The following is a 22646-nucleotide window of genomic DNA, read 5'->3' as shown; positions in this document are numbered from 1 at the left end:
GTCAGCGCGGGTAGGTCGACGGCCGCGCGTACGCCGGGCCGCCGGGCGCGGTGGCGTGCACGGCCGTGCCGGGCGCGACGGCGGCGGGCGGCGCGACGGCGGGCGCGACGGCGCCGGCCACGGCGGCGCCGCCGTCCGACAGCGCGCGCAGCGCGGCGCCCGCCTCCGCCTCGCCCTCCCCGTACTGGTGGGCGCGGGCGGTGCGCAGCGCGGCGCCGAGGTGGCGGGCGGCCTCCTCGGGGTGGCCGGTGGCGGCCAGGGCGCGGCCGTAGAGGGTCTGCAGGACCACCCGGCGGGTGACCGGGAAGGGCGGTTCGGCGACGGCCAGGCCGCGGGCGGCGTGCTGGGCGGCCTCCTCGTGGGCGCCGGCGGCCAGGCACTCGTGGGCCAGGTGCTGGCGGGCGAGGCCGACGAGGTCGGCGCGGCCGGCCCGTTCGGCCAGGGACAGGGCCTTCAGCAGCAGGCCGTGCACCCGGGCCCGGCCGGCGTGGTCGCCGTGGCGGGCGAGCGCGACGGCGTGGTTGACCAGGGCGACGGCCTGGGCGCAGCCGTCGCCGGCCCGGGCGGCGAGGTCGGGGGCGCGTTCCAGGTGGTCGAGGGCCTGGTCGGGGCGGCCCTCCTCCAGCAGGACCCAGCCGAGCAGGGCCCGGGCGCGGGACTGGGCGCCGGGGTCGCGGTCGGCCTCGGCGGCGGCCAGGCCGTGTTCGAGCAGCGGTGCCCAGCCGTCCCGGACCTGCCAGACGATCAGCGGCCACTGGAGCAGCACCAGGCGCCAGGCGCGGTCGTGCAGTCCGGCGGCGACGGCCGCCTCGACGGCGCCGCGCAGGGTGTCGCGTTCGGCGGCGTACCAGGCGAGGGCGCTCGCCCGGTCGGGGAAGGGGCGGACCTCGGCGGGGCGTCGGGTGCCGGGCGGCAGGGCGCAGCACGGTTCGCTGCCCGGTTCGGCGGCGGCGCAGGCGGTGAGGAGGGTGTTGAGCAGGTGGTCGAGCAGGCGGGGCAGCACCTGGGTGTCGGTGTCGCCGGGCAGGCTGCGGGCGTAGAGGCGGACCAGGTCGTGCAGGGTGTAGGCGTCCCGGCCGATCTGCACGATCAGGTGGGCGGTGGCCAGTTGGGCCAGGGCGGCGGCGGCCTCGTCGGGGCGGCAGCCGGCCAGGGCGGCGGCGGTGCGGCTGTCGAGGGTGGCGCCGGTGTGGGCGCCGAGGCTGCGGAACGTCCGGCGGGCGGGTTCGCCCAGGTGCTGGACGGTCAGGGCGAGCGCGGCGGCGACGCTGGTGTCCTCGACGTCGAGGAGGTCCAGGCGGTCCTGCTCGTCGGCGAGTTCGTCGGCGAGGGCGGCCAGCGCGCGGGCCGGGCCGGTGGCCAGGCGGGCGGCGGCCAGCCGCAGGGCCAGCGGCAGGCCGTCGCACAGGTCGGCCAGGCGGGCGGCGGCCTCGGGTTCGGCGGCGACCAGGTCGGGGCCGAGGGTCGCGGCGAGCAGGGTGACGGCCTGCGGGGAGGAGAGTTCGGCGAGCGGCACGGGGCGGGCGGCGTCGGAGGCGACCAGGCCGCCGAGCCGGTCGCGGCTGGTGACCAGGGTGACGCAGTCGTCGCCGTCGGGCAGCAGCGGGCGCACCTGGTCGGAGCGGCGGGCGTTGTCCAGGACGATCAGCATCCGGCGCCCGGCGGTCAGTTCGCGGTAGCGGGCGCCCATCGCCTCGGCGGTGGCGGGCATCCGCTCGACGGGCAGGCCCAGGGCGAGCAGCAGTTCGCGCAGGACGGCGGCGGTGTCGCGCTCGGGCAGCGGGCTGTGGCCGCACAGGTCGACGAAGAGCCGGCCGTCGGGGAAGTCCTGGTGGCGGCGGTGCGCCCAGGACAGGGCGAGGGTGGTCTTGCCGACGCCGGCGCCGCCGGTGAGCAGGGCGACGGCGCCGGGGGCGGCGGTGGCCCGGTCGAGCGCGGCCAGTTCGTCCTCCCGGCCAGCGAAGCCGCGCGGGCGGCGGGGGAAGGGCCAGGGGGTGTGCTGCGCGGCGGTGGCGGCGGGTGCTGCCGGGGGGCGGGCGGTGACCGGTGCGGGCGCGGGTACGGGTGCGGGTGCGGGTGCGGGCCGCTGGTCGGGGACGGAGGCCAGGCCGCCGACGGTGGGGACCCGCGTGGGCGGCACGGGGTCGAAGGCCTGCCGGTCGGACGCCAGGCGGTCCGGCGGTTCCTGGTCGCTCGGGTGGCGGGCGGGCGGCACCCGGTCGGGGCGGCCCGGCGGCAGGGCGGGGCGCGGGGCGGCGTCGGGGCGGCTCGGCGGGGTGTCGGTGCGCAGCAGGCGGGCGTAGGCGTCGGTGAGTTCCGGTCCGGGGTCGATGCCGAGTTCCTCGGCGAGGGCCCGGCGGGTGCGGTGGAACCAGTCGAGGGCCTCGGAGCGGCGCCCCGCGCGGCCGAGCGCGTGCATGAGGTGGGCGACCAGCGGTTCGCGCAGCGGGTCGGCGGTGGCCTCGGTGTGCAGCAGGCCGGCGGCCGCGCAGTGGTCGCCGAGCCGGCCGTGGGCGCGGGCCAGGTCCTCGACGGCGGCCAGCCGCCGTTCCTCCAGGGCCCGGGCGGCGGACTGCAGCGGCAGGCCGGCGGTGGTGCCGGCCAGGGCGGGGCCCCGCCACAGGGCGAGTGCCTCGCGCAGGTCGGCGGCGGCCCGGGCGGCGTCGTCCAGGGACCGGGCGCGGGCCACCAGGCGGTCGAACCGTACGGTGTCCACGGCCTGGTCGGGTGTCCGCAGCCGGTAGGCGCCGTTGTCGGTGACGAGTTCGACGCCGGCGGCGGGGGCGTCGTGGGCGGTGAGCAGGGAGCGCAGCCCGGAGACGTGGTTGTGGATGACGGTGCGCGAGTGCCGGGGCGGTTCCTCGTCCCAGAGGGTCTCGGTGAGCCGCTCGACCGTGACCGGTGCTCCGGGGTTCAGCAGGAGCATGGCCAGCAGGCTGCGGCGCTTGGCCGATCCGGCCGGAAGCTCGCGGCCGTCCGCGGCCACCACGGTCACCGAGCCCAGCAGTCGGAACTCCACGCACCCCCCTTGGATCAGATGTATATGACAAGCATATGACAGCACGCGATCCGTCGGTCGCGGAGCGTCGCCCACGAACGGGCGGGGCAGCGCACCGCGGGCGGCGGGGCGGCGGGCACCGGCCCCGCCGCCCCGCCTGGTCCGGGGACTACGAGGTGACGGCGTCGTCCATGGACTGCTGCCAGTAGCCCACCTTGAGCGAGTCGTCGATGTACAGACCCTTGGCGGGCAGCGAAGGGTTGCTTCCCGCGCCGACGCTCTCGTTGCCGGAGGGGCCGTGGAAGTAGACGGCCAGCGAGGTCTCGGTGCGGCCGTGGGCGCCGCTGCCGTCGGTGGCGGACAGGTTCACCGAGGCGTAGCCGGACTCGCCGGGCTTGAGCGTGACGACGGCCTGCGGCTTGGAGTCCTCGATGACCGGCGGCACCGACTGGGCCTCGCCGAAGCGCACGGCCGGGTAGCCGTAGAGGTAGCAGGGGGCGCTGCCGGTGTTGGTGACGGTCAGCAGCAGGTGGTTGACCGGGCGGGTCAGCGGGGCCGCGACGGTCTTGGTGACGGAACCCTCGCAGGTGACGGCCTTGCCGTCCGCGGGGCTCGGGGGCTTCGGGGCGGCGGGGGCCTTCGCGGAGGGCTTGGCGGAGGCGGGCGAGCCGGTCTGGGCCGGGGCGCCGGTCTGGGCGGGGGCTCCGGTGGCGGGTGCGGGGGCGGGGGCCGCTGGGGCGGGGGCGCTCGCGGCGGGCGGGGCGGTGGGCGCCGGGGAGTTCGCGGAGGTCCCCTTGCCGCCCGCGTCCCCCGCGTCGTCGTTGCACGCCGTCAGGGTGAGCGCGGCGAGCGCGGCGGTCGCGACGGCGGCCAGGAGGCGGGTGCGGGAGGTACGGGCGGTGCGGATGCCGAGCATGTGGGCGTGGCCTCTTCGAAGATCGTTCGGTGTGGTGCTTGGATGACCGGAGCCTGCCCGGTGGCCCGTCCCAGCCGCCACGGTCGACGGCCGGTCAGGGACGCTGGGACACTGGGAGGGGCCCTGAGCAGGGGGGATGCCGGGGCCCTGGAACACGGGGATGAGACATGGGGGTTGGACGATGGGAATGCCGCACGCGACGGGGAGCCCGGCGGCGGACGATCTCGCGGCACTGCTGGGGGAACTGAAGGAGCGTTCGGGGCTCAGCTACGGGACGCTGGCCAAACGCCTGCACCTGAGCACCTCGACGCTGCACCGCTACTGCATCGGCGCCGTGGTGCCGCCCGAGTTCGCGCCGCTGGACCGCCTGGCGCGGCTCTGCCGGGCGACGCCGCAGGAGCTGATGGAACTGCACCGGCGCTGGATCCTGGCCGACGGGGCGCGCCGGGCCCGGCCGGGGCAGGAGGCGGGGGCTTCCGCTCCCGCGGCCGCCGCCGCCGTACCTGCGGCCGTACCCGCTCCCGTCCCGGAGCCCGTACGGGAGGCGGACACCGGGCCGGCGCCGTCCGAACCGACGCCGGACGGGCCGCCGGACGGCGGGGGCGACGAGCCGGTCGCCGTCGGCGTGCCGTCCGGGGGCCCTGCGCCGGGGCGGGGCCGGCGCCGAGTGCTGCTGGCCGCCGTCACCGCGGCGGCCGTGCTGGGGGCGGTGGCCTTCAGCCTCGTCCCCTCCGGCGGGCACGGGAACGGGGCCCACGGTGGGAGCGCGGAGGCGGCCGCCGACCAGCGCCCGGCCGGCGCCGCCGAGGCGGCCGCCACCGACACCGGCCAGCCGGGCAGTGCCGAGCCCTCGACGCCGGGCGCCTCCGCGTCCACTCCCCCGGGCGGCGCGGGCCAGGCGCCCTCCGCATCCCCCTCGTCCTCCGACTCCGCTCCCGGCACCGCGGCCGGTTCCGGCCTCACCAGCTCCGACCCGGCCGGCGCCGCCACCGCCGACCCGGGCGGTTCCCCGGCCGGCGCCTCGCCCACCGCCACCGCCGACCCGGCGCCGCTGAGGATCGCGACCCGCCCCTACGTCTACGAGAACCCGTGCTACCAGCACTTCCTCGTCGACAGCCCGCCCCAGCAGGTCGGCCCGCCCGCCAACGAGCCGGAGGCACCGCGCTGGGCCGCCGCGTACGGCGCGGTCGCCTCCGGGGAGCAGCGGGTCGCGCTGACCGTCCAGGGCACCGGGAAGGACACCGTCGTCCTGGAGGCGCTGCACGTACGGGTCGTGACCAAGGGCGTGCCGCTCCCCTGGAACGACTACGCGATGGGGGTGGGCTGCGGCGGCGGGGTGGAGAGCGCCTCCTTCGACATCGACCTGGACAGCGGCAGTCCGACGGTCACCGCCCGGGGCGGGCAGCGCTCCTTCCCGCGCAAGGTCAGCGAGTCCGATCCCGAGGTCTTCTACGTCACCGCGCATACCCGGGCGCACGACGTGCGCTGGGAGCTGACCCTGGACTGGTCCAGCGGCGGGCGCAAGGGCACGGTGCGCGTCGCCGCGGGCAACACGCCGTTCCGTACCAGCGGGGCCACCGGGCGGCCGGGCTACGACTACCCGCTGGGCGGCAGCGAGTGGGAGCGCCGGCCGCGCTGAGCCCTCGGAAGCCGAGCCGGGCGGGCCGGGACCAAGCGGAGGAACCGACTCCGACGGCTGTTACCACACGTCCGCGCAGCTCACGCGCGGGCCGGGTGATCGCCGGGACGCCCGGCGGCCACCACAATGGTGCGGACAGTTCCTCGGAAGTACAGAGAAAGCGAAACACCATGGATCTCGGCGTGCGCTGGAAGCTGCACGGCGACGGGCGTACGCCCGCGCCGGGGGCGGTGGTCCGTCCCGACGAACGGCTCTCCTGGCCCCGCACGGTAGGCCTGGGCGCCCAGCACGTGGTGGCGATGTTCGGGGCGAGCTTCGTGGCGCCCGTGCTGATGGGGCTCGACCCGAACCTCGCGATCATGATGTCCGGCGTGGCGACCGTGATCTTCCTGCTGGCCACCAAGGGCCGGGTGCCCAGCTACCTGGGCTGCTCGCTGTCCTTCGTGGGCGTGGCGGCGGTGATCCGGGCGCAGGGCGGCACCAGCGCGACGGTGACCGGCGCGGTGTTCGTGGTGGGCGTGGTGCTGTTCCTGGTCGGGGTGGCGGTCCAGCGGTTCGGGGCGCGGATCATCCACGCCGCGATGCCGCCGATCGTCACCGGCGCGGTGGTCATGCTGATCGGCTTCAACCTCGCCCCGGTGACCGCCTCGACGTACTGGCCGCAGGACCAGTGGACGGCGCTGCTGGTGATGCTGTTCACCGGTCTGGCCGTGGTGTGCCTGCGCGGCTTCTGGTCGCGGGTGGCGATCTTCCTGGGACTGCTGTTCGGGTACGGGATCTCCTGGCTGTTCGACCAGGTCTTCGGGAAGATCCACTCGGTGGACGGCGGCGGGCACATGACCGACCACTGGCGCCTGGACCTGTCGGGCGTCGGCAAGGCGGACTGGATCGGCCTGCCGACCTTCCACGGCCCGTCCTTCCAGTGGTCGGCGATCCTGGTGGCGCTGCCCGTGGTGATCGCGCTGGTCGCCGAGAACGCCGGGCACGTCAAGGCGGTCGGCGAGATGACCGGCTCCAACCTGGACGACAAGCTGGGCACCGCGATCTCGGCGGACGGCGTCGGCTCCATGCTCTCCACCGCGGTCGGCGGCCCGCCGAACACCACGTACTCGGAGAACATCGGCGTCATGGCCGCCACCCGGGTCTACTCGACGGCCGCCTACTGGTGCGCCGCCGGCTTCGCCCTGCTGTTCGGCCTGTGCCCGAAGTTCGGCGCGATCGTCGCCGCGATCCCCGGCGGGGTGCTCGGCGGCATCACCGTGATCCTCTACGGCATGATCGGCCTGCTCGGCGCGCAGATCTGGACCAGGGCCCAGGTGGACCTGCGCAACCCGCTGAACCTGGTGCCGGCCGCGGCGGGCATCATCATCGGCATCGGCAACGTGTCGCTGAAGTTCACCGACACCTTCAGCATCAGCGGCATCGCGCTCGGCACGCTGGTCGTCATCACCGGCTACCACGCGCTGCGGGCGCTGGCGCCGGCGCACCTCAAGACGCAGGAGCCGCTGCTGGACGAGGGCACCTCCTCGTACGACGAGAACGCGGAAGGCACTGAGGGCGCCGGGGGCACCGGGGCACCGCGCACCCCGTAACGGACGGGAGCAGGGCCGGGTTCACCCCGGAGGACGGCCGGCGGAAGTGACCGAAAAGGACCTTCCGTCGGCCGTTTCGTCTGGTCGGGCGGGGCGGTTTGCTGGTCGAATCACTGCTCGCTCGTATCGGCCACTCATCCCCCCGGGAGAGGCATGTCCGTTCTGACGCACCGCCGCAAGGCCGCCGCCGCGGCCGCCGCCCTCGCCACGCTGGCGCTCACCTGCGGCCAGGCCTCCGCCAGCAGCCCCGCCGCCGACGCGGGCAAGGTCCTGTGGACGCCGAGCACCAGCACGGGCCCGTCCTCGTTCAAGGCCGTCCAGTGCGCGGCGAACAACTTCGGCGTGGTGAAGGACCCCGCCAAGGGCAGCGTGTGGCGGGCCTTCCAGGCCGCCGGCGAGGAGCGCTGCGAGACGCTCAGCCCGGACCTGAAGGAGGGCGACACCTTCTACCTGGGCTGGTCGTCCAAGGTGGACATCAAGGACACCAACAGCCGGTACGTCTTCCAGCTGAAGTGCTCGCCGAGCACCGACACCGCCAACCACCCGATCGAGATCGACATCGTCAACGGGCGCGTCCGCCTCCAGGAGTGGGACACCGCCCACGTGGCGCACTCCCTGTGGACCGCGCAGACCGCCAACAACACCTGGCACTCGTACGCGCTGAAGATCCGCCTGGGCCGGACGGACGGCACCATCGACTTCTGGTTCGACGGCGTGAAGCAGACGTTCACCACGGGCTCGGGCACGTTCAAGGGCACCACCTGGGACGGCGACCGGAACTACCTCAAGTGGGGCTCGTACCACCCCTCCACGGGCGACGCGACGAACACCTTCACCAGCCCGGTGATGGCCACCACCCTGGAGGCGGCCACCGCCGGCTCGTGAACAGCCGTGGGCCCGGACCGCGCCGGACGCGGTCCGGGCCCACTGTCCGGCGGAGTCGTGGCCACCTGCCCCGCAGGCGAGTTCGTGCACGTACCGGCGCGTTGCCCGCCCGGGCAACCTTTGCTGCCCGCCCGTACCTGGCACTGGTTCGCCCCCGCCCAGTATCAAGGAGGAGTCGACCGCCCCGCGCCCGTGGAGAGCCTTCCTTGCACGATCACGAGACCACCAGAGCCACCGAGACAGGCGGCCGTACCCCCGCCCGCAAGCCCAGCCCCGCCCCGCCCACGCGGCTGCTCGGCCTCCAGGCCACGGTCGGCAACGCCGCGGTCGTCCAGATGCTCCGCCAGACCGGCCGATCCCAGACCGGCCACTCCCAGGTCGGCCACTCCCAGGCCCGGCCCGAACAGCACCGACACACCGTCGGCCACGTCCCGGCCCGTCCTCCGGCCGCCGTCCAGCGCGCCGAAGGCGGATCGGACACCGACGCCGAATCCGAGTTCCGGCTGGGCGTCGCGGCCACGTTGGAACGGGTCATCAACGACGACGTCAAGGACCGGCTGGGTCTCAGCGGGCTGCACCTGAGCATCGGCGGCGGAGGCGGGGTGGCCGCGCTGAAGGCCGCACGGCCCGTCCAGGACCTCGATCTGCGGCTCCACATCGCCGACCCCGAGGGCCAGGACCCGGAGCTGCGCCGGCAGGTCGTCGCGTACCTCGAAGCCCTGCTGCAGGACGAAGCGGGCACGGACGCCAACGGCACGACGGTGAAGGGCACGTTCGGCGGGGCCGAGGTCAGCGTCACGCTGGGCAAAGTGCCCACGGAGACGCGGGACATGCAGGTGCACGAGAGCTCCGCCCGGGTCCCCCTGACGGTCGTGGCGCCGCTGCGCCTGTTCACGGACAAGGTGACCGCCTTCGCCATGCGCAAGGAGAAGGCGGGAGAGGTCCTGGCGGAGAAGCGGCAGAGGGACGCCCGTGACCTGCTGACCCTCCACTCGCAGATCACCGCCGAGGGGGAACTGGCGGACGTACTGACCGCGAACGCGGACAACGACGAGCTCATCCACCACGGCCTGAAGAAAGCGGCCCAGTTCACGCAGGAACTGGGCCGCTACCGGAAGGAACACACGGGCGATTTCGAGCCCGCGGAGTGGGAGCGCCTCCGGGAGATCGGACGGACCCTGGAGAGGGTTGCCAAGAACCTGCGCAAGCCCAACGCCGAGCCCCCGGCGCAGCCGGCGAGCCCCTCCGGCACCGCCCCGACGGCCGTCGACGCCCCCGCCGGCACGGACTCCGGCGCGATGACCAAAGCCGACCGCAAGGCCGCCAAGCAGGCCAGGCGGCAGCAGAAGCTGATCGAGCGGCCACCGACGGACTGAGGGACCCCGCCCCGGACCGCGGGCCCGGACCGCGATGGACGCGGTCCGGGCCTACGGCTTCACACGGCCGCGGGGGTCGGCCGGGTCCTGCGGCGGATCAGCAGTACTTGAAGGAGCTGATCTTGTCGTTGATCCACGACGGGAGGGAGGGCCACCGTTCCCAGGGGCCGATCCTGAACTCCGCGCCGCCGTAGTCGTTGTGCTCGTAGAAGCAGATGCTGCTCCCGGTGTTGTTCAGCACCGACGACGTGACGTCCTGCATCCCCGTCCACAGGCCGCCCTTCCGTTCCAGCTTGCCCATGTCGCTGATGTTCTGGTCCGAGGCGATCGCCGCGAACTTGCCGGTGGTGCCCGTGTTGCCGACGTAGCTGTTCTCGGTCCACAGGCAGACGTAGTTGGTGGGGCACGCGCCGGCGCCCTGCCCGATGCCGAGGATCGTGTTGGCGCTGGCGGAGCCCGACACGGTCACGACCAGTCCGACGGCGGCGGCCGCGCACAGGCCGAGCCTGGTCATCTTCTGGGAAATCTTCATGACGATCCGTTCAGGTCGAGGTGGGGAGTCGAGGTGGGGGTCGAGGCGATGAGGGGTCAGCAGTACTTGAAGGAGCTGATCTTGTCGTTGATCCACGACGGGATGTAGGGCCAGTGCTCCCCGGGCCCGATCTTGAACTCCAGGCCGGTGTACCAGTTGTTCTCGTAGAAGCAGATGCTGCTCCCGGTGTTGTTCAGCACCGACGAGGTGATGTCCTGCATGCCCTTGTCCCCACCGGAGCTGCGCTTCTGGAGCTTGCCCATGTCGCCGGTGTTCTGATTCGACGCGAAGGAGCCGAACTTCGCGTCGTTGATGGTCCCGCCCCGGATGAAGTTGGCCTCCGACCACAGGCAGACGTAGCCGTCGGGGCACGACCCGGCCCCGTGGCCGATGTCGTAGACGTTGGTGGCGCTCGCGGAGGTCGCCCCGGCCACGATCAGGCCGACGGCGGCGGCGGCGGACAGGCCCAGCTTGGCCAGGTTCCTGGAGAGCTTCATGACGATCCGTTCAGGTCGAGGAAAGGGGAAGGAGGGAAGGGGAAGGGGGGAAGGGAGGGGGCAGGTCAGCAGAACTTGAAGGAGCTGATCTTGTCGTTGATCCACGACGGGACGGAGGCCCACTTCTCCCGGGGGCCGATCTTGAACTCCAGGCCGCCGTAGTTGGTGTGCTCGTAGAAGCAGATGCTGCTCCCGGTGTTATTCACGACCGAGGAGGCCTCGTCCGTCATGCCCTTCCAGCGCCAGAGCTTGCTCTCGAACTTGAACTTCCCCATGTCCGCGATGTTCTCGTTCGCGCCCACGGCCCCGTAGTCGACCCCGCCCTTCGGGTTCCCCACGATGTAGTTGTTCTCGCTCCACAGGCACACCCAGTTGGCGGGGCACTTGCCGGGACCGGTCTCGATCGAGGTGAGGATGTCGGCGCTCGCCGTCGTCGTCGTGGCGGCGAGCACCCCGGCCACCGTGGCGGCACCCACCGCGAGCCTCGTCGCCAGTCGCCGCAGGTTCATCATGATGGTCTCCTCTGCTCTTCAACTGCCCAGGGGGCGCTCCGACGTTCGTTCGCGGAGCAGCACCACTGTGGCGGCGAGGGCAGAAAGGACGCATCGGTCATCCGACTGCATGGGGAACCGGCGCCGGTGACCCAGTCGGCGACCTAAGTCGGCGACCTGGCCGGACCGTAGGCGTCCGGGCACAGGTAGCGCGGCCCGCGGACGCCGACGGGGCCCGGACCGCGGTGGCTGCGGTCCGGGCCCCGGGCTTTCCGTTCCCCGGCTGCTTCGGCTACTTCAGCAGGAAGTCGTACACCGCCTGCCGCCCGGCCGGATTCGCCGCCCGGTTCTGCACCGAGTGCGCCGCACCCGGCACGATCACGATCTGCGGGTCGTGCGCCAACTTCGCCTGCTCGTAGAGCAGTTCGTACGGCGTGGCGATGTCGCGGTCGCCACCGAGCAGCAGCACCGGCACGTCCGGCAGCTTGCGGTGCGCCGGCGGGATCGGCGGCACCGGCTCGCGCGGCCAGTCCAGGCACACCAGGAGGCTGCCGAGTCCGGTCGCGGTGGCCGGGTCGTACGGCCAGGTCTGCTCGGCGGTCAGCCGCTGCCGGGTGCGCTCCAGCGCGGCCGCCCGGCCCTCGACGGGGGTGTCGGTGCTGCCCCACGGGAAGCGCGCGTCCGCGCAGACGGTGGCGGAGTGCAGGCCCTGGCTGAGGTCCTCGGCCGGGGCGGCGTCGACCACCTGGTGGACGAGGTCGAAGAGGTCCTGGAGCTTGGCGGGCTGCCCGGCGGCGGCCTCGTGCAGCGCCTCCGGGACCCCGCCGAAGTCCGGGTCGATGAACTCGTAGCCGGTGAGCGCGCTCAGGATCTGCACCCCGTTGCCGTAGCGGCGGACGGTGGCGGCGAGGTCGGCGGCCGGGTCGGTGGTGCAGCCGGTCGCCTGGCAGGCGGCCCGCAGCACCCGGGCGGTCGCGGGCATCGCCGCCAGGTCGAGGGGGTCGAAACCCCCTGGCGGCGCCACCGAGTCGAGCACCAGGCGGGCCACGCGGGACGGGTGGGCGAACGCGTACCGCTCGGCGACGATGGTGCCGTACGAGACACCGTCCAGGGTGAGGCGCCGGGCGCCGAGGGCACGGCGCAGCAGGTCGATGTCGGCGACGGTGTCGGCGGTGCTGTAGAAGCGGGCGTTCGGTCCGAGGGCGGCGGCGCAGTCGGCGATCGACTGCTTGCGTGGCACGGCGAGGTCGGAGGAGCCCATGTCCTCCTGGAGGCCGGGGCACTGGAGCGCGCCCCGGCCGGTGCCGCGCTGGTCGTACATCACCAGGCGGTAGTCCTTGAGGACGGGCTCCAGCTTGCCCGCCATCTGCCGCACCGTCGGGACGCTGGCCTGGCCGGGGCCGCCGGAGAGGAACAGCAGGTCGCCCTTGGGGGCCTTGGTGTTGCCGCCGACGGCCACCTGGAGGTCGAGGGCGCCGGGGACGGCGCCGCTGTGGTCCAGCGGGACGGTGAGGGTCCCGCAGGTGAACTCGGGCGCGTCCGGGCAGGGTGCCTGCCCGGTGATCCCGCCGCCTGGCCGGTCCGTGGCGGCTGCGGGGGTGGCGGGGGTGGCCAGGGTGGTGCCGGCGACCACCGCGACGGCGCCCAGCAGAGCGGCGATGCGGCCGCGCGTGCTCGTCATGTGAGTCCTTCCGCTCGCACCGCGCCCGTGCGACGCGGTCACGGAAGCAGCCTGCGCCCGGGACAGCGGCGAAGGCGAGCACCCGAGCGGGATTCGCCCGGGGAGCGAGCCGGAAAGCCCCGGACGGCCCCCTGTTGCCGATCAGCCCCGAACCGGGAACTCGCCCGCTTTGACCGCGTCGAGGAAGCTCTGGAACGCCGCCGGGGTGAACTCCAGGACAGGGCCACGCCGACACTGCTTCGTGTCGCGCACCGGGATGGCGCCGGCCGGGGTCCGGCCGACCTCGACGCAGTTGCCGTTCTCGCTGCTGCTGTAGCTCGACTTGGCCCAGCAGTAGCCGCCCTGGTCGAGGGCGGTGCCGTCACGCATGGTCATCCTCTTGGAGTTCGCCGAACTCGCCGCTGCGGACAGCGGCGACGAACGACACCCAGGCCTCGGCCGGGAAGATCAGGGCAGGGCCATGGGGGTCCTTGGAATCCCGGACAGGCATCAGTTCACGGAAGCCACGCGCGATCTCAAGGCAGTTGCCACCTTGCTGGCTGTACGTCGACTTGACCCAGGAAGCACCGGACAGATCTCGGCGGTCGGCCATGGCATTCCCCTCAAAGTACGTCGAACTCGCCGCTGCGGACCGCAACGACGAACCGTCACAGCTGAACGTCGAACTCACTACTGCGGACAGCGGCGACGAACGACGTCCAGGCCTCAGCCGGGAGGACAAGAGCCGGCCCCTCCGGATCCTTGGAGTCCCGGACCGGCATGACACCCGGGTAGCCGTCCGCCACCTCGACGCAGTCACCCCCGTTGTTGCTGTACGTGCTCTTCCGCCACCCAGCTCCGGTCAGGTCAAGTTCCATAGCCCTCATAGCCCTTCCGGAAACTCGCCCGCTTTGACCGCGTCGAGGAAGCCCTGGAACGCCACGGGGGCGAACTCCAGGACGGGGCCGCGCCAGTGCTGCTTGGTGTCGCGCACCGGGATGGCGCCGGACGGGGTTCGGCCGACCTCGATGCAGTTGCCGTTCTCACCAGCCGAGTAGCTGGACTTGGCCCAGCCGTAGCCGCCCTGGTCGAGGGTGATGCTGTCGTGCATCGTCATCCCCTCAAAGTACGTCGAACTCACCACTGCGGACAGCGGTAACGAACAACTCCCACTCCTTGACCGGAAAGACGAGAGCTGGCCCCTCCGGATCCTTGGAGTCCCGGACCGGCATGACACCCGGGTAGCCGTCCGCCACCTCGACGCAGCTGCCCCCGTTGTTGCTGTACGTGCTCTTCCGCCACCCGGCGCCGGCGAGGTTAAGTCCCATGACCCTCCCGTGCCCTCCCCCGCTCACGCAAAACGCTCGGCTGGGGAGGCCCCCAGCCGAGCGTTTGGCTGCCTGTTCGCGGCCTCGATCTGCACGACAACCAATCACGTGCTGCCAGGCAGGTGGCTCCTCTTCCAGGCTCCGGCTCAGACGTCGCCGAACTCACCACTGCGGACAGCCGCAACGAACGACACCCAGGCCTCGGCCGGGAAGACGAGGGCTGGGCCCTGGGGGTCCTTGGAATCTCGGACGGGCATCAATTCACGGGAGCCACGCGCAACCTCAAGGCAGTCGCCGCCTTGCTGACTGTACGTCGACTTCACCCACGAAGCGGTAGTCAAGTCGAAATCAGCCATGAGAGTCCTTCCGAGCATGGAGTATCAATTCGAGGGTCGCCGACTCGGCCAGCGCCCCTACCTGGAGGCGATCGTATCGCCTACGCCAGTCGCGGAGCCTGTCGTCATCTCGTTCGACGTGCCCTCGCCCCTCAGACTCAGAGTAGCCAAACAGGGAGCCATCGGGGAGTGTCAGCAGCCGCATGGGCAGGGCGAACGGCCTGTGCTCGCCCATGCTGAACGGCGCCACCTGAAGTACTACACGCCCCTGTTCGTATAGCTGTTCAAGTTGCTCAAGCTGTTCCCGCATGACTTTCGGGCCACCGATGATCCGTCGGAGGCAGCTCTCGTCCAGTACGGCATGGATGAACGGCGGGTCTCGTCGCGCCAGTACCTCCTGTCGCGCGAGTAGAAAGGTCAACCTCTCCTCTGCCTGCTTGGGGGTGATGTCCCTTCGGCGAACATCTGCCCTGGCAAGAGCCGCTGCGTAGGACTTCGTTTGAAGCAAGCCGGGGATGACGCCGAGTTCGAAGATCCGGATCTCACTGGCCCGCATCTCATTGGCTGCATACTCCGGAAAACCCTCCAGCAACGCCGAGTGCTTGGCCTGGAGCCACATCAGCAGCAGGGTTCCACCCGTCTCCAGCACCCGATCGGCATCACGTGCGAACGCCTCGCTTGGCGGGGTACGTCCAGGTGGAGCAAGTTCGGCATAGGAGACGTAGGAGGGATCGACCCCCACGCGCTTCGCCAGCTGGGCCTGTGTGAGGCCAGCAGCCTTGCGTGACCTGCGAAGTTGCACCCCGAAGGGCGCCCACGGGCCTGATGTTGGATCAAGTTCTTTGAGGTTCAATGATCTTCACCTACTTGCCGAGCATCAACTTCAAGACTCAGATTGAGTTCCGATCGTAGCGGGCGAGGCGCCACCATAGCTACACCCGGTGACCCCCCGGGCGCACAGAGCAACCTGTGGAGACCTCATGCATCCCGCGCGACATCTCGCCCATCTCCTCCAACTCCAGGAAGTCGTCATGGAGTTCAGAAAACCGGAGACCGGTGAGCCCCGCGAGAGAGTCTTCACGAAGGCCGTGCTTCGGCCTCCCTACCGCTGGCCCGTCGACGGGCAGCCACTGCCGCCAGCCACCAATTCCTCGTACCTGGAGCAGAGTTGAGCAGGACCCGCATCTTGACCAAGCCCCCCGCCCGCCGGTCGGGCCAGCAGGCCTTCATCCTGCGCGAGGATCCCGGCGGGTCGGGCGAACTCCTCGTCCTCCTGGTCGATCCCGTCTACCGGGACGGCCTCATCCTCCCCGGCGGCAGCGCCGAGCAGGACGAGCTCCCCCACCTCGCGGCCCGCCGGCACCTCGAAACGGAGACCGGGCTCGTCCTGCCCCTCCGCACGATCCTCACCGTCGACTACGTGCCCGCCAACGAGTTCCCCGAGGGCCTCGACCTCGTCTACGCGGGCGGGATGCTCACGCCCCAGCAGGCCGAACTCGTCCGCCACCACCAGCCCCCGGAGGAGATCCACGCCCTCCACTGGGTCCCCCGGTCCGAACTCCGCGACGCCATGGCCGACGACCAGTACCGCCGCGTCGAGGACGCCTGGGACGCCTGGGAGCACGGCGACGGCCTCCCCCTCCTCATCCAGGGCGTCCCGGTCCCGGTCGGCTGACCAAGGCGACACCCCCCAGGCCGGACCGCCATGGGCGCGGTCCGGGCCTTCAGCAACAGTCCCGCACGGCGCACTCCCCCCGCACGCACCCTCCCCCGAGGTACTTCGCCATGCTCAAAACCCGCCGCCCCCGCATGTTCGCCGCGCGCCTCGACTCCCGCATCGAGTCCACGCCCCTGGCGCGCTACCTCCTCCGCGCGTACCTCTCCGGCCTGCCCTCCGGCGACCGCTACGCCGACACCGCCGAACTCCTCATCGGCGAACTCTTCGCCAACGCCGTCCAGCACTCCGACGCGCCGGACGACCACCCCATCGAGATCCGCTTCACCCTCACCGGCTCCCGCCTGCGCCTCGAAGTCCACGACGCCGGCACCACCCACCCCACCCTCCGGACCGCCGCGCCGGACGCCGAGCACGGCCGCGGCCTGCTCCTCGTCAACGAACTCGCCGAACGCTGGGGCTGCTCCTCCCAGCCCGACGGCATCGGCAAGTACGTCTGGGCCCTCGTCGCCCCCACGCCCGCCCCCGCCCTCGTCACCGCCTGAAAGCCGTCACCCCCATGCACCTCACGACCCTGGCCCGGCACGCCCTCTCCCGTGGCCGGACCCCCGCCGAGACGTACGCCCTCCTCGCCCGCCGCACCCGCAAGCCGTTGCCCTCCGCCCGCGCCGTCTGCCTCGCCCTCACCATCCCCCACGCCGAAACCACCCGCCGCCTCAACGACTGCTACGACGCCCTCCTCGCCGACCCCACCCCCGACTCCGAGACCGACACCGGCGAACTCCTCGAAGCCCTCGGCGTCTTCGACATCCCCAAGTCCCTCACCGACACCGAACTCACCATCGTCGACCACCTCCTCACCGCCGTCGACGCCCACGGCAGCCTCCGCCCCGGCCACCACCACGGCCTCCAGCGCTGGTTCACCACCGGCAACCTCACCACCGCCTACCTCTCCCTCACCACCACCCACCCCATGCCCCACACCGGCAACCCCGCCCGCTACTGGACCACCCTCACCACCGCCGGCGAACTCCTCACCACCACCCCCCACTCCGACACCCGCATCAAGTACGCCCTCGCCCACTGCCGCACCCAAGCCACCCGAACCTGAGAACCCCACCACGCAGGAAGTCGGCGGGTCCGACTTCCTGCGCAGCGCAGTCCCCGGCCCGGATCAGCCGAGCGCGTCCAGCACCAAGCACACCGCCGTGGCTCGCCGGAAACCGGAAAGGCCGAAGGCCGCCCCAGGACCGTCCCCACCGCTGACCACGCACCCACGGCCGATTTCCCCGAGGTCATCAACTTCGTGTACGCGGGCGGGATGCCCACACCCCAGCAAGTCGAGACGGCAGCCCCCACAGGAGATCCGCGACGTCATAGCGGCTGGCCAACACAGCCGCGTCGAGAACGCCTGGGACGCCTGGGAGCACGGCGACGGCCTCCCCCGCCCCGTCCACGGAGTCCCTGCCCCGGTCGACTGGCCAAGGACTTCCACCCCCACGCCCCCAATGGCTCCGGCGTGCGCCCCAAGCCACGACGGAACGCTCTTGCCGCCAACCCCGCTATGGCAGAACCTGGTTGGCGCCCGAGCGGAGAGAGAACAGTCAGACGTTTCATCCGATCGAGAAGAAGGAGCCCGGCATGGTGCCCAGCACCGTCATGGATGAGCTGGCCGAGGTGACCCGCGAGTTGTTCGAGGGCGAGCCCGAGTACTACGTCGCCCCGACCACGGACCGCTACGCGTACAAGAAGAAGAGCGGGAGCAGCGACGCGCCGCAGACCTACGACTCGTTCGAGGTCTGAGCGCCGCGGGCCGAGGGCCGACCGCCCTTCCCCAGGGCGGTCGGCCCAACCTTGATGACACCTTGTGAGGGAAATCCATGCTCAAGCTGCGCATCCTTGCGGACGACATGCGCCATCCGTGGAAGTGGACCACCGGCCGATGGCTCAGCGGCAGTTCCTGGGTCGAACCCTTCTGCCACCCCATGACCGCCCAACACTTCTTGACGGACGGGAGACGTACGGCGCTCATCAACACGGCCTGCACCGTCGGGTCCCCTGAAGGCCTGACCCGCGTGCACGCTGCCAACGCCGCGCTGTACGACGAGGCCGTCGGCACGGTACTCGACCACAACGACGACTGGGTGATGGTCGAGACTTGCACGGACGGGCGAGTGCGCGTACTTACCGGCACGTCCGGTACTGCCCCGGTCTATCTCACCGCACGCCCCGACGCCCTCTACGGCTCCTGGGATCTGCTGGAGCTGCGCCGCCACAGCGTCAGCCTGGACGTCGTCGAGGTGGCACGGCGGATCTCGCTCTCGGCCCGCTACACGAACGCGACGTTCTGGTCGGATGTACATCTGCTCACCGAACGCGCCTGTGTTCTCTACACCCAAGGCAAGGTGTCCTTGCATCTACCCGAACCAGCCGAACATTCCAGGGCCCGGATACTCCGCGACGGAAGGTGCCCTGTCGACGCGTTCGATCAGTTGTTGAGCGGCACCATCAGACGGTCCCCCTGGAAAGCAGGCAGCACGGCCGTACAGCTCTCCGGCGGCATCGACTCCACGAACACCGCGCTCGCCCTCGGCAACGACGAACGCGGCTCCGGCCTCGTGGCAGCCGCCCTGATCCTGGACGGGGAGCGGGGAACGCAGCAGACTCGGCGGCGTCGGACCGTGATCGGCCATATCGATCGAGACTGGGCCGACGTAACCGTCCGTGCCGAGGACCACCTGCCCTACGCTCCCGGTTCGATTTTCGCGCAGCAGGTACCCGTGTCCCCCTATGGAGACCTCTACCTCGACGCCGTCGACGCCCTCCACACCCAACTGGAACAGCGAGGGGTGGAAGCGGTGTTCACGGGCATCGGCGGAGATGAGCTGATGGCGTTCACCAGTGCGGAGGCCCCACAGCGCTCTGTCCCCCTGTCACAGCTGCCGGCGTGGATCGGACCAGCGGCCCGTGAGGCGCTGCGCGATGTCGATGCGGGCATCACGCCCGCATCCGTCGTCCCCGAAACAGCGCTCATGGCAAAGGCCGGTGTGGCTCCTCCATTGCTCAAACGCGGCATGTGGCCAGTGCATCCGCTCACGGCTCCGGCCTTGGTCCGACTGTGCGAGTGGGCACCTGTTGACTGGCGCGAGGACAAACGGCTTCTCCGCACGCGCATCGACCGTCGCGGAATGGCGCCGGAGATCGCCCGACCACCGATCCCGGAGAACTTCGGCACCATCATGGCCCTCGCCATGAGCCAACACGGCGCCGGCCGCGTACGGCGGCTACTGGACGAGGGTTCCCCCCTGCTGGACGCCCGGCTTCTCGACCCGCAGGCCCTCCGTGCCGTCGCCGACCGCCTCGACAGCGGAGAGGCGCAACGCGCCGACCGGGAGGTGGTGTTCGCTCTGCTCGCTGATTCCGCAGTGACAATGCGTTGACCAGGACGAAGAACCATCACGCAGGAGAGGAGCCACCGGTGTTTCGGATGCGCGAGGCGATCGCGGCAGACGCTGCCGCGATCGCCGACATGATCCGCGAGCGTTCCCGCTGGTTGTCGGAGCGCGGGCTCGGCGAGTGCGAGGCGGCGGCCGACGAGTTCGGGGCCCAGGCTGCGAACCCCGCCATTCCCGTGTGGGTGCTGGAGCACCTGGAACGCGGTGTCGTCGGCTGCACGACGATCATGCGGGAGGACGCCCTACCCCCGTGGGGCTTCACGGACGAGGAACGTGCCGAGCCCAGCCTCTTCCTCACGACCAGCTTCACCCGGCCGAATCCCTACCGCCTCGGGCGCCTGCTCGCCTGGTGGGCCCTTGACCACGCTGCCGTGGACGGCATCCGCTGGGTGCGTCGCGGCACCGCCCAGGAGCAGTTGTCGCGCTACTACCAGCGGGGCCAGGGCTGGCAGCTGCTGCGCGTCGCCGATCTCCCCGAGGCGAAGGTCCACCTTCTCCAGCGCCGGGCCGAGCGCCTGCCGGAACTGCCGGGCCTCATGTCCGGGCGCGGACTGTAGGAGTCGACCCCAGGACGGCTGCTGACCGACACCACCGGCTGACGCCCGGGGCCCGGACCGCCATGCATGCGGTCCGGGCCTGGGCCTCGACCGTCCCGTGTCCCCACGTCTCTCCCCCGATCCGATGGGGGAGGGCGTCCTCCTGCTTCTTGTCGGGGCGTCCCGGTCCTGACCAGAACGTAGCTGAGGAGACTCCGACTTGGGGGCACACTCGGCTGGCTTCTGGCCGATGTCCTGGGTGACATCACGCTCTGCCGGAATGTCACACGCACCAACCCCTTGAGCAGAAAAAGGTATTCGGATGATGGCCATTGATGACTCGACGGTCCGCGATCCCGACGTGCTGCGTGCGGCCATGGTCCGCGCGCTGCGTGACCAGGACGGGATCAGGTCCGAGCCTGTCGCCGCCGCCTTCGCCACGGTGCCCCGCCACCTGTTCGCGCCGGACGCGCCGGTGGAGGTCGTCTACGACCTCCACCGCACCGTGCCGGTCAAGCAGGACGAGAACGGCCTGGAGCTCAGCGTCATGTCCGCGGCCCACCTGCAGGCCGTGATGCTGGAGCAGGCCGGCGTCGAGCCCGGAATGAGGGCACTGGAGATCGGATCCGGCGGCGTCAACGCCGCCTACCTGGCGGAACTCGTCGGGAAGCAGGGTGAGGTCATCACCGTCGACATCGACCGCGACGTGATCGACCGGGCCCGGCGGTGCCTGGACGACGCGGGATACCCGCAGGTTCGGACGGTCCTGGCCGACGGTGAGGGCGGCGTACCGGACAGCGCCCCGTACGACCTGATCATCGTGACGGCAGCCGCGTGGGACATCCCCCCGTCGTGGATTGACGGGCTGACGCCGACCGGCCGTCTCGTCGTTCCGCTGACGGTCTGCGGCACGACCCGTTCGATCGCCTTCGACCGCGACGGCGAGGGTCTGGTAAGCCGTTCCTACAGCCTGGCCCGGTTCGTGCCGATGCAGGGCGAAGGGGCGGCCAAGGAACGCAAGGTGATGCTGCGCGGGGGCGTCGCCGTGCAGAGCGACGACGCCCGGGTAACGCTCGACGCGCAGGCGCTGAACAGCGCGCTGGACACGCCCCGCCTGGACCGCTGGTCCGGGGAGGCGTACGACCAGCCCGACGAGCTGGAGCTCTACCTCACACTCAACCTGTCGAGCCCGGCCCGCCTGCACGCCGCCAACGACGTGGTCGAGCGCGGCCTCGTGGAGGCGTCCGCCCTGTTCGGAGTGCCCGCCCTGGTGAGCGAGGACAGCTTCGCCTACCGCACCCGCCGCGAGAACGCGGCCACCGGCGGCTTCGAGAGCGGCGTGGTCGCCCACGGACCCGACGCCCAAGCGCTCGCCGACGAGTACGTCACGCTGCTTCGCCGCTGGGCCCGCGACCACCGCCGCCGCGGCGCCGCGACGTTGCGCTACCTGCCCAACCCCGCGCCCGCCCCCCTGCCCCGGAACCCCGTCCTGCGCCGCCACGGCACCGTCACGGCGACCTGGCACTGAGACTCCCGGGCCCCGCACCGGGGCCCGGGTGCACCATCAACCCATCGTCATCCGCTGCAGCACCCGCCACTGATCGCCGATCCTCCGGCAGCTCACCGCCTGTTTCCCCAGGTGAGTGCTTGCCCTGTCACAGGAGGTTCAGCGCGTCCAGGGCAAGGTAGGCGGCGGCGGTGTCGGTCATCTCGCCGCCGCGCAGGACGCGGGTGCGAAACTCGTCCAGGTCGACGGTGACGACGTCGATGAACTCGTTGCGCTCCGGCCGCGGTTCGGCGACCTTGACGCAGTCGGTGGCGACGAAGGCGTAGCGGCGGACGTCGGAGTAGGCGTCCAGCCAGTACGAGCCGGCGGCGCGGACCTGGCCCCGGTAGCCGGTCTCCTCCAGCAGCTCGCGGGCGGCGGCGTCCACCGCCTGTTCGCCGGGGTCCACGAGGCCGCCGGGCAGTTCGTACAGCACGCGGTCGGGGCCGGGCCGGTACTGGCGGGCGAGGATGACGCGCCGGTCGGGGGTGAGGGCGAGCACCGCGCCGCCCGGGTTCTCGCGCTTGAGGTAGAAGTCCTCCGTCCTGCCGTCGGGCAGCTCGAACCCGACGCGGTCGACGGACCGCCCGAACTTGCTGAAGACGGTGGTGCGTTCACGTTCGCGCCACGACGCGGTGGTGTCGGTCATGACCGGGACTGTACGGGCCTGCCCGGAGGTCACCAGACCCGCCCACCGCGCCCCGGGATCTCGGGGCGCGGTGGCGTCGGCCTACCGCGCCGGGCACGGCACCGGACAGCCGACTCCCGGGGCCGGAGGGTCAGTTGTCGTTGTTGACCTTGGTGTACGCCGCGCTGTAGCCGGTCGGGCAGTAGAGGGTGTCGCTGCCGTTGCCCATGTGCCAGAGGCCGTTGACGGTCGCCTGGCTGCCCTTGACGTTGTCGTTGTTGCAGACCAGCACCAGCTGCCAGTGGTTCTTCGTGGCGGTGGTCTGGCAGCTCACCGAGCCCCAGTTCGTCCCCTGGGTGGTGCTGCAGTACGAGGTCGCCGAGGCGCTCGGCGCCGCCATCACACCGGCGGCCACCAGCAGTGCCGCACCCGCCCCCAGAGCCGCGATTCGACGCATGGCCTTCCATACCTTTCTTCGTGGGATCGTTCTGGTCATTCGTAAGATCAGGGCACCCAGGGATGCCGGGTGTGGCTGTCATGTCATTGCCGCGTCCGTG

General features: G+C 71.7%; 26 protein-coding genes. 11 read left to right on the top strand and 15 right to left on the bottom strand.

The genetic code is table 11. The annotated features are described in order from the left end of the window. Position 1: 1 nt before the first annotated feature. Together ACFY4B_RS36005 and ACFY4B_RS36000 are read right to left on the bottom strand one after the other, a co-directional pair. Entirely contained in the window at positions 2 to 3019 is a 3018-nt protein-coding gene (locus ACFY4B_RS36005) for a BTAD domain-containing putative transcriptional regulator (protein WP_387975005.1), read from the bottom strand. Between the two features lie 148 nt (positions 3020 to 3167). Beyond that, complete coding sequence (locus ACFY4B_RS36000; RefSeq protein ID WP_387975002.1) at positions 3168 to 3914, bottom strand: DUF4232 domain-containing protein; 747 nt, start codon at positions 3912 to 3914, stop codon at positions 3168 to 3170. Positions 3915 to 4101: 187 nt separating this feature from the next. On the opposite strand from ACFY4B_RS36000, the gene ACFY4B_RS35995 reads away from it, so the two are divergent. The 4 genes from ACFY4B_RS35995 (at position 4102) to ACFY4B_RS35980 (ending at position 9406) form a co-directional block, all read left to right on the top strand. After that, on the top strand, positions 4102 to 5553 hold the full coding sequence (locus ACFY4B_RS35995; protein ID WP_387974999.1) for a helix-turn-helix domain-containing protein: 1452 nt from the start codon (positions 4102 to 4104) through the stop codon (positions 5551 to 5553). 170 nt (positions 5554 to 5723) lie between these two features. Next, positions 5724 to 7145, top strand: a complete 1422-nt coding sequence (locus ACFY4B_RS35990; protein WP_387974996.1) for a uracil-xanthine permease family protein — start codon at positions 5724 to 5726, stop codon at positions 7143 to 7145. A 153-nt stretch (positions 7146 to 7298) separates the two neighbouring features. Then, complete coding sequence (locus ACFY4B_RS35985; RefSeq protein WP_387974993.1) at positions 7299 to 8030, top strand: hypothetical protein; 732 nt, start codon at positions 7299 to 7301, stop codon at positions 8028 to 8030. A gap of 206 nt (positions 8031 to 8236) precedes the next feature. Further along, complete coding sequence (locus ACFY4B_RS35980; protein ID WP_387974990.1) at positions 8237 to 9406, top strand: hypothetical protein; 1170 nt, start codon at positions 8237 to 8239, stop codon at positions 9404 to 9406. A 97-nt stretch (positions 9407 to 9503) separates the two neighbouring features. Here the strand turns inward: ACFY4B_RS35980 and ACFY4B_RS35975 are convergent, their stop codons facing one another. From ACFY4B_RS35975 to ACFY4B_RS35925, 11 genes are all read right to left on the bottom strand, one after another. Beyond that, positions 9504 to 9938 (bottom strand): peptidase inhibitor family I36 protein, encoded by a 435-nt coding sequence (locus ACFY4B_RS35975; RefSeq protein WP_387974988.1) that lies wholly within the window; start codon positions 9936 to 9938, stop codon positions 9504 to 9506. A gap of 56 nt (positions 9939 to 9994) precedes the next feature. Continuing rightward, on the bottom strand, positions 9995 to 10435 hold the full coding sequence (locus ACFY4B_RS35970; RefSeq protein WP_387974986.1) for a peptidase inhibitor family I36 protein: 441 nt from the start codon (positions 10433 to 10435) through the stop codon (positions 9995 to 9997). A 65-nt stretch (positions 10436 to 10500) separates the two neighbouring features. Next, a complete protein-coding gene (locus ACFY4B_RS35965; RefSeq protein WP_387974984.1) occupies positions 10501 to 10947 on the bottom strand; it encodes a peptidase inhibitor family I36 protein in 447 nt (148 codons plus the stop codon). Positions 10948 to 11218: 271 nt separating this feature from the next. Next, positions 11219 to 12607: an alpha/beta fold hydrolase gene (locus tag ACFY4B_RS35960; RefSeq protein WP_387974981.1), complete on the bottom strand. Its 1389-nt coding sequence runs from the start codon at positions 12605 to 12607 to the stop codon at positions 11219 to 11221. 141 nt (positions 12608 to 12748) lie between these two features. Further along, positions 12749 to 12976 carry a DUF397 domain-containing protein gene (locus ACFY4B_RS35955; RefSeq protein ID WP_387974978.1) on the bottom strand — a complete coding sequence of 76 codons (228 nt, stop codon included), beginning with the start codon at positions 12974 to 12976 and terminating at the stop codon, positions 12749 to 12751. Further along, complete coding sequence (locus tag ACFY4B_RS35950) at positions 12969 to 13199, bottom strand: DUF397 domain-containing protein (RefSeq protein WP_387974976.1); 231 nt, start codon at positions 13197 to 13199, stop codon at positions 12969 to 12971. Before ACFY4B_RS35950 ends, ACFY4B_RS35955 begins: the two co-directional genes overlap by 8 nt. Positions 13200 to 13254: 55 nt before the next feature. Continuing rightward, a complete protein-coding gene (locus ACFY4B_RS35945) occupies positions 13255 to 13473 on the bottom strand; it encodes a DUF397 domain-containing protein (protein WP_387974973.1) in 219 nt (72 codons plus the stop codon). Beyond that, the gene (locus tag ACFY4B_RS35940) at positions 13470 to 13703 is read right to left on the bottom strand and encodes a DUF397 domain-containing protein (protein ID WP_387974971.1); all 234 of its coding nucleotides are present in this window, start codon (positions 13701 to 13703) and stop codon (positions 13470 to 13472) included. The genes ACFY4B_RS35945 and ACFY4B_RS35940 overlap by 4 nt, the downstream gene beginning before the upstream one ends. Positions 13704 to 13707: 4 nt before the next feature. Then, the gene (locus tag ACFY4B_RS35935; RefSeq protein WP_387974968.1) at positions 13708 to 13914 is read right to left on the bottom strand and encodes a DUF397 domain-containing protein; all 207 of its coding nucleotides are present in this window, start codon (positions 13912 to 13914) and stop codon (positions 13708 to 13710) included. Positions 13915 to 14060: 146 nt separating this feature from the next. Continuing rightward, the gene (locus tag ACFY4B_RS35930) at positions 14061 to 14270 is read right to left on the bottom strand and encodes a DUF397 domain-containing protein (protein WP_387974966.1); all 210 of its coding nucleotides are present in this window, start codon (positions 14268 to 14270) and stop codon (positions 14061 to 14063) included. Continuing rightward, entirely contained in the window at positions 14263 to 15102 is an 840-nt protein-coding gene (locus tag ACFY4B_RS35925) for a helix-turn-helix domain-containing protein (protein ID WP_387974964.1), read from the bottom strand. Before ACFY4B_RS35925 ends, ACFY4B_RS35930 begins: the two co-directional genes overlap by 8 nt. Before the next feature lie 333 nt (positions 15103 to 15435). Here ACFY4B_RS35925 and ACFY4B_RS35920 point away from each other — a divergent pair, with 333 nt between their 5' ends. From ACFY4B_RS35920 to fxlM, 7 genes are all read left to right on the top strand, one after another. Further along, a complete protein-coding gene (locus tag ACFY4B_RS35920; RefSeq protein ID WP_387974961.1) occupies positions 15436 to 15924 on the top strand; it encodes an NUDIX domain-containing protein in 489 nt (162 codons plus the stop codon). Positions 15925 to 16034: 110 nt separating this feature from the next. Then, positions 16035 to 16469, top strand: a complete 435-nt coding sequence (locus ACFY4B_RS35915) for an ATP-binding protein (protein WP_387974958.1) — start codon at positions 16035 to 16037, stop codon at positions 16467 to 16469. Between the two features lie 14 nt (positions 16470 to 16483). After that, on the top strand, positions 16484 to 17035 hold the full coding sequence (locus ACFY4B_RS35910) for a hypothetical protein (protein ID WP_387974955.1): 552 nt from the start codon (positions 16484 to 16486) through the stop codon (positions 17033 to 17035). A 530-nt stretch (positions 17036 to 17565) separates the two neighbouring features. Then, positions 17566 to 17727, top strand: coding sequence for a hypothetical protein (locus ACFY4B_RS35905; protein ID WP_387821257.1), 162 nt, complete (start codon positions 17566 to 17568; stop codon positions 17725 to 17727). A 77-nt stretch (positions 17728 to 17804) separates the two neighbouring features. Next, positions 17805 to 19364, top strand: a complete 1560-nt coding sequence (locus ACFY4B_RS35900; RefSeq protein WP_387821254.1) for an asparagine synthase-related protein — start codon at positions 17805 to 17807, stop codon at positions 19362 to 19364. Positions 19365 to 19411: 47 nt separating this feature from the next. After that, complete coding sequence (locus ACFY4B_RS35895) at positions 19412 to 19936, top strand: GNAT family N-acetyltransferase (protein ID WP_387821252.1); 525 nt, start codon at positions 19412 to 19414, stop codon at positions 19934 to 19936. Between the two features lie 301 nt (positions 19937 to 20237). After that, the gene (gene fxlM / locus ACFY4B_RS35890) at positions 20238 to 21443 is read left to right on the top strand and encodes a methyltransferase, FxLD system (RefSeq protein ID WP_387974952.1); all 1206 of its coding nucleotides are present in this window, start codon (positions 20238 to 20240) and stop codon (positions 21441 to 21443) included. A 127-nt stretch (positions 21444 to 21570) separates the two neighbouring features. Here fxlM and ACFY4B_RS35885 read toward each other — a convergent pair whose 3' ends face one another. Both ACFY4B_RS35885 and ACFY4B_RS35880 read right to left on the bottom strand, forming a co-directional pair. Then, a complete protein-coding gene (locus ACFY4B_RS35885; protein WP_387974950.1) occupies positions 21571 to 22110 on the bottom strand; it encodes an NUDIX hydrolase in 540 nt (179 codons plus the stop codon). Positions 22111 to 22240: 130 nt separating this feature from the next. Next, positions 22241 to 22546, bottom strand: coding sequence for a hypothetical protein (locus ACFY4B_RS35880; protein ID WP_117485076.1), 306 nt, complete (start codon positions 22544 to 22546; stop codon positions 22241 to 22243). Between the last annotated feature and the right edge of the window lie 100 nt (positions 22547 to 22646).

This window comes from Kitasatospora sp. NPDC001261, from assembly GCF_042896795.1.
Classification (GTDB): Bacteria; Actinomycetota; Actinomycetes; order Streptomycetales; family Streptomycetaceae; genus Kitasatospora.
Note: the sequence above shows the minus strand (reverse complement) of the source record. Positions and strands in the feature narration are given on the sequence as shown.